The sequence below is a fragment of the Caulobacter sp. S45 genome, assembly GCF_903642205.1.
Lineage (GTDB): Bacteria > Pseudomonadota > Alphaproteobacteria > Caulobacterales > Caulobacteraceae > CAHJWH01.
This window is the reverse complement of the sequence record NZ_CAHJWH010000116.1, coordinates 1-10,454: the sequence shown is the minus strand read 5'-3', so window position 1 is coordinate 10,454 and position 10,454 is coordinate 1. Positions and strand designations below refer to the sequence as shown.

The window sequence follows — 10,454 nt, the reverse complement described above, 5'->3', positions numbered from 1 at the left end:
GTGTTTGCCCGGCGACCTGCCGGAATCCATCACCGTGGACGTGAGCAAGCTGAACATCGGCGATTCGGTCCATGTCCGTGACCTCGTGCTGCCCAAGGGCGTTACGGTGATCAACGACGCGGAATTAACCGTCGCACACGTCGCCGCGCCGACCGTGGTAGAAGAACCGGCCGCGTCCTCCACGGCGGAAGCCGGTGCGCCGCCGGCATAGGCGCGTCGCAGCCGCCGCCGCCAGGCCGCCCGCCGCCAAGCCATACGCGCCGGCTCCAGCACAGCGTCGCAGGCGGCGGTGTCCTCACCTGCATGGTCGGCGACCAGGCTGGCAAGGCCACCCTCCGCACGACCCACCCGGCGCGCCGAGGTCCAGACCCGCGCGTCCAGGCAGTGACGCACGGGCACGTCGTGACGGCGCAGCTGCTCGACGAAGGCGCGGTCCTCGGCCAGGGGCTGCGCCGGCAGACCGCCCACACGCCGGTAGGCCGAGGCGGTGACCGCCAGGTTGGCCCCCCAGGCCCAGATATGGTTCGGCCAGGGGTTGTGCGCCTCCGGATCGGCGCAGGCGACGATCTCGGCCTGGAGGGCGGAATAGAGACCTTCGCGGCGGCGCGCTTCGCTGAAAGCTACCGGATCGGCCTCATGCGGGTCGAAGTCTACGGCGCCCGCCACCGCCTCCGCGCCGGCGTCCACGGCCTTCCACAACCGCGCGATCCAGTCGGGACGGGGACGGCTGTCGGCGTCGGTCGTGCAGATCAGGCCAGCCCCGCCCAGCGGGATCAGGTCGGCGGCCATGTCCATCGCCGCCTTGCGGGCGGCGCCGGCGTTGGCGCTCCCAGGCGGCAGGGTCGTCTCCACCACCTGGATGGCCCGCCCCGACCGGCGCGCGATCTTGGCGGTCCCGTCACGGCAGTTGTTGGCCAGCACCACCAGTTGGATGGCGTCCGGCTGCAGGGGTCCGCCGTCCAGGTCCCGCTGGTCCAGCAGGGCCGCCAGGCAGGCGCTGATCCGCTCCGCCTCGTCGCGGGCGGGCACGGCCACCACGGTCGGCGCGCGTTGCGACTTCAAGACGTCCACAGTGTAGAAAGCACGCCATGGCAACACTTGCGCCTGTTGGGGGGTTCCACGCCCGTGGTGTCGTCTGGCGGCGAGAGATGGACGGCGGGGGCGGCGCGGACAGCCTTCGCCTCCGGGCCGGTTGCCCGGATCGCCGACCTGGCGCCTGAGGGATCGATGCTCGTGGTGGCGCCTCATCCCGATGACGAGAGCCTTGGATGCGGCGGCCTGATCGCTCTCGGCGCACGGGCAGGCCGCAGGATATGCGTGGCGGCCCTCACCGACGGAGGCGGCTCGCACCCCGACTCCCAGGCCTATCCACCGGCTCGCCTCGCCGATCTCCGCAGGTCGGAGCTGAGGGCGGCCATGGACCGGCTGGGCGGCCCGGCGGTCTCGGTCGGGAGCTTCGGCGCGCCGGATGGCCGGCTGGAGACCTGCGAGGCGCAGGCGCAGGCTTGGCTTGCACGGTACGGCGCCGGTGATCCGCCCGGATCCGTGTTCGTCACCTGGGCCGCCGACCCGCACCCGGACCACACGGCGGCGTTCCGGATCGCGGCGCGCCAGGCCGCCCTGTGGTGCGCGGCGCTGTACGTCTACCCCGTCTGGGGCCTGACCCTGGCGGACGCGGACGACGCCGGCCCCGCCGCCCCCTGCGTGAGGTTGGACGTCTCCTCGGTGCTCGACCTCAAGCGCCTCGCCATCGCCGAACATCGCTCCCAGACCACGCCGCTGATCGACGACGACCCAGGGGGATTCCGGCTGTCGGCGGCGGACGTCGCGCGCCATCTCGGCGGCTACGAGGTCTTCATGCGGGTGTCGGACGCCGCCTAAGTCACCGTGGCGCGGACCTGGAAGGCCTCGGCGCGCCAGGCCTGGGAGGCGAGCACCTCGCGCAGGACCTCGACGGCCGCCTCCACGTCCTCGTAGCGCAGGTAGAGCGCCGGGAAACCGAAGCGCAGGATGTCGGGCGCGCGGAAGTCGCCGATGACGCCGCGGGCGATCAGGGCCTGCATGACGGCGTAGCCCTGCGGATGGCTGAACGACACGTGAGCCCCGCGAGCGCGCCGGTCGCGCGGCGTGACCAGCTGCAGGCCGAGGCCGGCGCAGCGGGCTTCCACCTGATTGATGAACAGGCTGCACAGGCGCTGGGACTTGGCGAACACCTCGCCGAGGTCCGCCTGGAGCATCAGGTCGACCCCGACCTCCAGCGCCGCGAGGCCTAGCACGGGCGGGGTGCCGCAGAGGAAGCGGGCCAGTCCGTCGGCGGGGTGGTAGTCGTCGCCGAACGCGAAGGGGGCGGCGTGGCCCATCCAGCCCGAGAGCGGGGATCGCAGCCGCGCCTGGTGACGCTCCGCCACATAGAGGAAGGCCGGTGCGCCCGGTCCGCCGTTCAGGTACTTGTAGCCGCAGCCCACCGCCAGATCGGCCCGGGCGGCTTCCAGGTCGACCGCCACTGCGCCCGTGCTGTGGCTGAGGTCCCAGAGCATGAGCGACCCTTCCGCCTGGGCGGCGCGGGTCATGGCCGCCATGTCATAGGTCGCGCCGGTCTTGTAGTGGACGTGGGTCAGCAGCAGGACGCCGGTATCGGCGTCAAGGGCCGCCTTGATCGCCTCGCGGGCGACAGCGCGCACCTGCAGATGCGGGGCGAAGGCGGCGAGACCTTGGGCCACGTAGAGGTCGGTGGGGAAGCCACCGGCCTCGGTGAGGATCATGCGCCGTTCCGGCCGGTCGCCCATGGCCGCGGCCAGCAGCTTGAACAGGTTGACGGAGGTGGAGTCGGCGACGGTCACCTCGTGCGCTTCCGCGCCGATCAGCCCAGCGATCTTCGCCCCCACCCGCGCCGGGGCGTCGATCCAACCGGCCGTGTTCCAGCTGCGGATCAGGCCCTCGCCCCAATCCACCCCGATCACCTCGGCGATCCGCGCCGACGTGGCCCGGGGCAGGGCGCCAAGCGAATTGCCGTCGAGATAGATCACGCCGGGCGGAAGCTGGAAACGATCGCGGAAGGGACGCAGCGGGTCTTCGGCGTCCATCCGCCGGACGTCGGCCGCATCGCTCAAGGTCGCGCTCATCGGAACGCTATATGCAGGATTAGCGCCCCGCGCCTCTCCCCCGCACGCAAGCGCGCTCTGACGGGGTCTGAAATCGCTTTCAGAGACCGGGTGTGGCTGAAGCGGTTCGAAATGAAAGCTAGTGCAGCCCGCCGATCACGGAGCTCAGGGCCGCGTAGAGCAGGCCGGAGATGGTGATGGCCGCAGGCAGGGTGAGCACCCAAGCCAGGGCTATGTTGCGCACCGTCGACCACTGCAGCCCCGAGCCGTTGGCCACCATGGTCCCGGCCACGCCGCTGGACAGGATGTGGGTGGTGGAGACCGGCAGGCCCAGATACTCCGCGCCGCCGATGGTGATCGCCGCGATGATCTCTGCCGACGCGCCCTGGGCGTAGCTCAAGTGCTGCTTGCCGATCTTCTCGCCGACCGTGACCACGATCCGCTTCCAGCCGATCATGGTGCCGAGGCCAAGCGCCAGGGCCACGGTGATCTTCACCCAGATCGGGATGAAGCGGGTGCCGCCGTTCAGCAGGCCGCCGAAGCTCTTGAAGGTCTTGCTGTCGGCGGCCGAGAAGCCGCCGATCTTCTGCTTGCCGATCTGGGTGATGGCCTGGGCGGTCAGATACATCTCGTTGCGGACGTTCTGGGTCTGGGCGGCGGGCACCTTGCTGACCGCGCCGGCCGACTTCACCTGATTGCCGATGTCCTGCGACAGGACCGAGAGGGCGGCGAAGGTCTGCGGCTTGTTCAGCCCGCCGTCGCTGAGCGCCGAATCCACCGTCTTCCGGGCGTCGATGACCTGGGGCGCAGGCGCGCCGCCGGCGTGGCCCTGGAAGGCCTGAGCCGCGGCGGCGGAGGTCTTCATGAAGGCCGGGGTGGCGGCGTCGGGCATGGTTCGGTTCAGGGCGTAGGCTGTGGGCGCCACGCCGATCAGGATCAGCATGATGATGCCCATGCCCTTCTGGCCGTCGTTGCCGCCGTGGGCGAAGGACACGCCGGTGCAGGTGAGGATCAGCAGGCTCCGGATCCACCAGGGCGGCGTCTCCTCCGGGCTGGCGGGCTCGTAGAACTTCTTGTTGTGCAGCACGACCTTGAAGGCCAGCAGCAGGATGGCGGCGAGCGCGAAGCCGCAGAGCGGGCTGAACAGCAGCGCCTCCAGGATCTTCAGCGCTTGGGACCAGTCCACGCCCGAGGCGCCGCTCCGGTGCTTCAGCAGCTGGTTGGCCAGGCCCACGCCCAGGATCGAGCCGATCAGGGCGTGCGACGAACTGTTGGGGATGCCGAAGAACCAGGTGCCGAGGTTCCAGATCACCGCCGCCAGCAGCAGCGAGAAGATCATGGCGTAGCCGCCGGCGCTGCCGGTCTGCAGGATCAGCTCCACCGGCAGGATGGTGACGATGCTGTAGGCCACCGCGCCCGAAGACAGCGCCACGCCCAGGAAGTTGAAGAAGCCGGACCAGACAACGGCGAAAAGCGGCGGCAGGCTGCGGGTGTAGATCACCGTCGCCACCGCGTTGGCGGTGTCGTGGAAGCCGTTCACGAACTCGAAGCCGAGCGCGATGAGCAGGGCGAGGCCCAGCAGCAGGAAGGCGCCGACCGCGATGGGCTCGCCCCCGCCATAGGTGCGGATGTCGCTGGCGATGCTGTAGACGGCGTAGCAGCCGCCCGCGACCAGGACGAGGAAGAAGCCGAACACGCCTGCAGGATGGATCTTGCCGCTGAGGTCGATGTTCAGGCTCCGGGCGGTGCTGTTCTCCGCCGCCGTCGGCGCTGTCGCCACGCTCGCCATAGGTCCCGCTCGCTCCGCCCGGAGAGAGTGTCTCACGTCCCGCGAGGCGGAACGTGAATTTTGGATGAAGTTATGGAGGTCGGCCCAATGGGTTTGCAGGGCGCGGCCGAAGCCGCCACGCTCCCGTCCATGCGCCCTGATTCGCCAGCGCCAGCGCCAGCGCCCGGCCGGCCGGGCTTCTACGAGTTCTTCGCCGGCGGCGGCATGGCGCGGGCGGGCCTGGGCGCGGGCTGGCGCTGCCTGTTCGCCAACGACATCGACGCCGCCAAGGCCGCAGCCTACCGCGCCAACTTCGGGGAGGAGGCCCTGCGGGTCGCCGATATCCACGCCCTGGCCGCGCGCGACCTGCCGGGGACGGCCGATCTGATGTGGGGCTCCTTCCCCTGCCAGGACCTTTCGGTGGCGGGCCTGGGGGCTGGTCTCGGCGGCGAGCGCTCGGGCGCCTTCCACGGCTTCTGGCGGCTGGTGGACGGCCTGGTCGCCGAGGGGCGCGGCCCGCGCGTCACGGTGCTGGAGAACGTCTGCGGCACGCTCACCGCCAATGCCGGACGCGACTTCCACGCCATCTGCTCAGCCTTCGCCGCCGCGGGCTACCGGGTCGGGGCGCTGGTGGTCGATGCGGAGCTGTTCGTGCCCCAGTCGCGGCCGCGACTGTTCGTGGTCGGCGTCCGCGCGGGGGCGGAGATCGCGCCGGACCTGATGGCGCCCGCCCCGCTCGACGACTTCCATCCCGCGGCCCTGCGCCGGGCCGTGGAGGGCCTGCCAGCGGCCGCCGCCCTGGCCTGGGCCTGGTGGAGGCTGCCGCCTCCGCCGCTCCGTCGCCAGGCGTTCGCCGACCTGATCGAAGCGTCGCCTGAGGAAGGGGTCTGGCGCACCGCGTCCCAGACCGCGCAGCTGCTGGCGCTGATGTCGCCGCTGCACCTTGCCAAGGTCGAGGCGGCTCGGCGCTCGGGCCGGCGCTGCGTGGGCGCGGTCTACCGGCGCACGCGGGTGGATGCGGGGGGGGGCAAGGCGCAGCGCGCGGAGGTTCGCTTCGACGAGGTGGCCGGGTGCCTGCGCACCCCCGCAGGCGGGTCGAGTCGCCAGCTTCTGCTGGTGGTCGAGGGCGACGGCGTCCGGTCGCGGCTGGTCTCGCCGCGGGAGACGGCGCGCCTGATGGGCCTGCCGGACAGCTATCGCCTGCCGCCCCGCGCCAACGCCGCCTATCACCTCACCGGCGACGGGGTGGTCGCGCCGGTGGTCGCCCACCTCGCGCGCAACCTGATCGAGCCGCTGCTGGGCCTGGCGACCGCGGAGCAGATGGCGGCCTGAGCTCCCGCCGCCACCTACCGATCCCGGCTCGCTTCGCCTATACGGCAACCTCCCAGGTGGGCGGCATCGGAGATCGGGTATGAACGGCTATATCGACAAGGCGGGCTTGAGCGTCGCCGAGCCGCTGGTCCGCTTCGTCGAAGAGCAGGCCCTGCCAGGCCTGGACATCGCGCCTGAGGCCTTCTGGGCGGGAACTGCGGGCATCTTCGCTCGCCTCGCGCCGGAGAACCGCGCCCTGCTGGCCCACCGCGACGCCCTGCAGGCGAAGATCGACGCTTGGTGCGAGGCCCGCAAGGGGAGCGTGATCGAACCGAAGGGTTACGCCGCCTTCCTGCGCGAGATCGGGTATCTGGTGGAGGAGCCTGCGCCCTTCACCATCGACCCCTCGAGCGTGGACGCCGAGGTGGCGACCCTGGCCGGGCCGCAGCTGGTGGTGCCGGTGCTGAACGCCCGCTTCCTGCTCAACGCCGCCAACGCCCGCTGGGGCAGCCTGTACGACGCGCTGTACGGGACCGACGCCCTGCCGGGCTCACCGGCCGGCAAGGGCTATGACCCGGTTCGCGGCGCCCAGGTGATCGAATGGGCCAAGGCCTTCCTTGACCGCGCCGCGCCGCTGGCCGAGGGATCGCACGCCGAGGCGAAGGGCTACTCGGTGGAGGGCGGCGCCCTTGTCCCGGTTCTGAAGGACCCGGCCGCCTTCGCCGGCTACCGTGGCGGGGCCGCCACGCCCTCGGCGATCCTGCTGCAGCATCACGGGCTGCATATCGAGATCGTCCTGGACCGGGGGAGCCCCATCGGCGGCGGCGACCGGGCCGGCGTGTCCGACGTGATCCTGGAGTCGGCCCTCACCACCATCGTGGACCTGGAGGACTCCATCGCCGCAGTGGATGCCGAGGACAAGGTGGAGGCCTACGCCAACTGGCTGGGGCTGATGAAGGGCACGCTCGAGGCCAGCTTCGACAAGGGCGGCCGGACGCTCACCCGCAGGCTGGAGGAGAACCGCACCTACACCGCGCCGGACGGCGGCGAACGGGTCCTGCCCGGCCGCAGCCTGCTCTTCATCCGCAACGTCGGCCACCTGATGACCACGCCCGCGGTGCGCCTGCCCGACGGCTCCGAGGCGCCGGAGGGCATCCTCGACGCCATAGTCACCAGCCTGTGCGCCCTGCACGACCTGAAGCGCCTGGGCCGCTTCGTGAACAGCGCTGCGGGCTCGATCTACATCGTCAAGCCGAAGATGCACGGCCCCGACGAGGCCGCCTTCACCGACCGCCTGTTCGACGCGGTGGAGGATCTGCTGGGCCTCGCGCGCCACACCATCAAGGTCGGCGTCATGGACGAGGAGCGGCGCACCTCCGCCAACCTCGCCGCTTGCATCGCGGCAGTGCGCCACCGGGTGGTGTTCATCAACACCGGCTTCCTGGACCGCACGGGCGACGAGATGCACACCTCCATGCGCGCCGGCGCCATGATCCGGAAGGCCGAGATGAAGGCCAGCCCCTGGATCGCCGCCTACGAGGCGAGGAACGTCGCCATCGGCTTGGCGGCGGGCTTCGCCGGGCGCGCCCAGATCGGCAAGGGCATGTGGGCCGCGCCGGACAGGATGGCCGACATGCTGCGGGACAAGATCGGCCACCCGAGGGCCGGGGCCTCCACCGCCTGGACGCCTTCGCCGACCGCCGCGACGCTCCACGCCACCCACTATCACGAGGTGGATGTCGCCGCGCGCCAAGCCGAGTTGCAGGGCCAGCCCGTCCCCTCGCTGGACGGCCTGCTCACCGCCCCCGTGGCCGCGCCCGGTCGCAACTGGTCGGAGGACGAGGTGCGCGAGGAGCTCGAGAACAACGCCCAGGGCGTGCTGGGCTATGTGGTGCGCTGGGTGGACCAGGGGGTGGGCTGTTCCAAGGTGCCCGACATCCACGACGTGGGGCTGATGGAGGACCGGGCGACGCTGCGCATCTCCTCCCAGCACATGGCCAACTGGATGGTCCACGGGGTGGCGACGGCCGAGGCGATCGATGCGGCGCTGGAGCGCATGGCCGCAAAGGTGGACGCCCAGAACGCCGGCGACCTGCTCTACGAACCCATGGCCGGCCGTGAGGGCGAGAGCCTCGCCTACCAGGCCGCCCGCGCCCTGGTGTTCGAGGGGCTAGCCCAGCCCAACGGCTACACCGAACCCCTGCTCCACGCCTTCCGCCAGCGCCGCAAGGCGCAGATGCAGGACTGAGCGCCGTGACCGACGAGGCCCGCCCGCCGCTCCCGCCCTTCACGCCCGAGACCGCCGCGAAGAAGGCGCGGGCGGCGGAAGACGCCTGGAACAGCCGCGATCCCGCCAAGGTGTCGCTGGCCTATACGCCGGACTGCGTCTGGCGGAACCGGACTGAGGTCCTGCAAGGACGCGACGAAATCGTCGGCTTCCTGACCCGCAAATGGGCGAAGGAGCTGGATTACCGCCTGATCAAGGAGGTGTGGGGCTTCAGGGAGACCCGCATGGCCGTGCGCTTCGCCTATGAGAGCCGCGACCCGGACGGAGCCTGGTTCCGCAGCTTCGGCAACGAGCTGTGGGAGTTCGACGCCCGTGGGCTGATGTCGCGCCGCATCGCCAGCATCAACGACCTGGCGATCGCCGAGCACGAGCGCCTGTACCGCTGGCCCCTCGGGAGGCGTCCGGACGATCACCCGGGGCTAAGCGAGCTGGGGCTTTAGAACAGGAGACCTCAGGCCCGGACGCCAGCCTTCGCCCCAGCCCCAAGTTCAGCTTTTCCCCGCAGGCACGAGGTCGAAGGCCATGCTCAGCCGGGGCGTGTCGCCGCCAAAGGGCGTGGTGCCGTGCCACATGTAGGACGGGAACAGCACCAGCCGGCCGGGCTCGGGCTTGACGAAGTGCTCGGGGCCGAGTTGTGGGGCGGTGGGCGTGCCGGGCTCGCCGAACTTGATCCAGCCCTGGCGCCCTTCCGCCTCCACGGCTTGCGGCAGGGCGATGTAGCAGGCCGAGGACAGCCAGCCCCGCGGGTGCACGTGGTCGACGTGCCGTCCGTCGCCTGGGCGCAGGCGCACCGACCAGACGCCCTCCAGGGCATGGCGGCCCGTGTTGCGGCTGCGCAGGGGGTCCTTGCCGGCGCCAAGCGCCGCCAGGTGGGCGCGGATCGGCGCGTCGACGGCCTGGAAGAAGGACGCGATGGCGGGCTGCTGCGAGGCGCGCAGGTTCTGCGAGGTCTGGGCGCCCCCGCGCAAAGACTGGCCGATGGGATGGGCCCGCAGCCCGTGCAGGCCGTTCAGCGCCGCGGCCAGGTCCACCAGGTAGGCGGCGAGGTCAGGCCAGCCCGGGGGCGTTTCGATCGTCCAAGGCTTCACGAAGGCTGCGTAGTCGTAGAGGGCCGCATAGCGGTCGTCGCCCAGCAGCCGCCAGGCCGTCGCCAGATAGGCCAGCACGTGCTGGTCCAGCGGTCGGCGTCGGCGTACCCGCTCGGCCAGGGCCGCCGCCGGCTCCGGCTCGCCCAGGGCGAGGTGCGCCTCGCAAAGCGCGAGGGCCGCCTGGTCGTCGTCCGGCATGGCCCTGAGCGCCGCCTCGGCATGCGCGCGGGCCCGGGCTGGATCTAGGCGGAGCGCCGCGCGGGCGGCGGCGATCTGGAGCCTCAGATCGTCATCTGGCGGGCTGCTGACGAGGGCGGCGTAGGCGGCCTCGCTCTCGCCGGCATGGTCGAGCAGGCTGGATCGGATCAGCCTCAGCGGCGTCGAAGACGGACTTGTCACGAGCGCTGTGTCCAGCGTTGCCGAGGCGGCGGCGAGGTCCTCGGTCTGCATCCAGAGCAGATGGGCCAGGGCTTGGTGCGCCTCTGGATCGAGGGGCCGGCGGTCCAGGGCTGAGCGGTAGGCGGCTTCGGCCTCGGCGAAGCGCGCCTGGCCCTGCAGGGCGCGGCCGAAGGTCAGCCAGGTCTCCGGGGCGTCTCCGCCGCCAGCGAAAGCCGCCCGTGCGGCGGCCTCCGCCTCCTCGTAGCGGCCGAGGTCGCAGGCGACGGCGGCGATGTTGTGCAGGGCGATTGCGGAGCCTGGGAAGGCGCCGGCCGCACGCCGGTAGACGGCCAAGGCTTCCTCGTGTCGCCCGAGGCCCCGCAGAGCCACCGCGTGGGCGCTCAGCAGGCCCTCGCCAACATCTTCCGCCGCGACGAGCGGCGTGGTGGCCGCCAGGGCCTCGGCCCAGCGCCCGGAGCGGCTCAACAGCTCGCACAGGCCCAGGGCCGCCGGTGCGAAGC

General features: G+C 71.6%; 8 protein-coding genes and 1 pseudogene. 5 read left to right on the top strand and 4 right to left on the bottom strand.

Annotated features, from left to right (window positions below; genetic code table 11):
• Positions 1–34 precede the first annotated feature (34 nt).
• Positions 35–211 (top strand): hypothetical protein, encoded by a 177-nt coding sequence (locus HUV06_RS16670; protein WP_371811075.1) that lies wholly within the window; start codon positions 35–37, stop codon positions 209–211.
• Positions 212–642: 431 nt separating this feature from the next.
• Here HUV06_RS16670 and HUV06_RS16665 read toward each other — a convergent pair.
• Positions 643–1,029, bottom strand: a pseudogene (locus HUV06_RS16665) (glycosyltransferase family 2 protein); the annotation flags it as partial.
• A 69-nt stretch (positions 1,030–1,098) separates the two neighbouring features.
• Here HUV06_RS16665 and HUV06_RS11585 point away from each other — a divergent pair.
• Positions 1,099–1,881: a PIG-L deacetylase family protein gene (locus HUV06_RS11585; RefSeq protein ID WP_174301423.1), complete on the top strand. Its 783-nt coding sequence runs from the start codon at positions 1,099–1,101 to the stop codon at positions 1,879–1,881.
• Here HUV06_RS11585 and kynU read toward each other — a convergent pair.
• Both kynU and HUV06_RS11575 read right to left on the bottom strand, forming a co-directional pair.
• Positions 1,878–3,122, bottom strand: a complete 1,245-nt coding sequence (gene kynU / locus HUV06_RS11580) for a kynureninase (protein ID WP_174301422.1) — start codon at positions 3,120–3,122, stop codon at positions 1,878–1,880. The genes HUV06_RS11585 and kynU overlap by 4 nt on opposite strands.
• 118 nt (positions 3,123–3,240) lie before the next feature.
• Positions 3,241–4,881 (bottom strand): inorganic phosphate transporter, encoded by a 1,641-nt coding sequence (locus tag HUV06_RS11575; protein ID WP_254601075.1) that lies wholly within the window; start codon positions 4,879–4,881, stop codon positions 3,241–3,243.
• Positions 4,882–5,019: 138 nt separating this feature from the next.
• On the opposite strand from HUV06_RS11575, the gene HUV06_RS11570 reads away from it, so the two are divergent.
• From HUV06_RS11570 to HUV06_RS11560, 3 genes are all read left to right on the top strand, one after another.
• On the top strand, positions 5,020–6,201 hold the full coding sequence (locus HUV06_RS11570; RefSeq protein ID WP_174301424.1) for a DNA cytosine methyltransferase: 1,182 nt from the start codon (positions 5,020–5,022) through the stop codon (positions 6,199–6,201).
• A 79-nt stretch (positions 6,202–6,280) separates the two neighbouring features.
• Positions 6,281–8,428, top strand: a complete 2,148-nt coding sequence (locus tag HUV06_RS11565; RefSeq protein WP_174301420.1) for a malate synthase G — start codon at positions 6,281–6,283, stop codon at positions 8,426–8,428.
• 5 nt (positions 8,429–8,433) lie between these two features.
• On the top strand, positions 8,434–8,907 hold the full coding sequence (locus tag HUV06_RS11560; RefSeq protein WP_174301419.1) for a nuclear transport factor 2 family protein: 474 nt from the start codon (positions 8,434–8,436) through the stop codon (positions 8,905–8,907).
• A 48-nt stretch (positions 8,908–8,955) separates the two neighbouring features.
• On the opposite strand, the gene HUV06_RS11555 is transcribed toward HUV06_RS11560, so the two are convergent.
• Positions 8,956–10,454: putative 2OG-Fe(II) oxygenase (locus tag HUV06_RS11555; RefSeq protein ID WP_174301418.1), on the bottom strand; the 1,499-nt coding region annotated here is incomplete at its 5' end.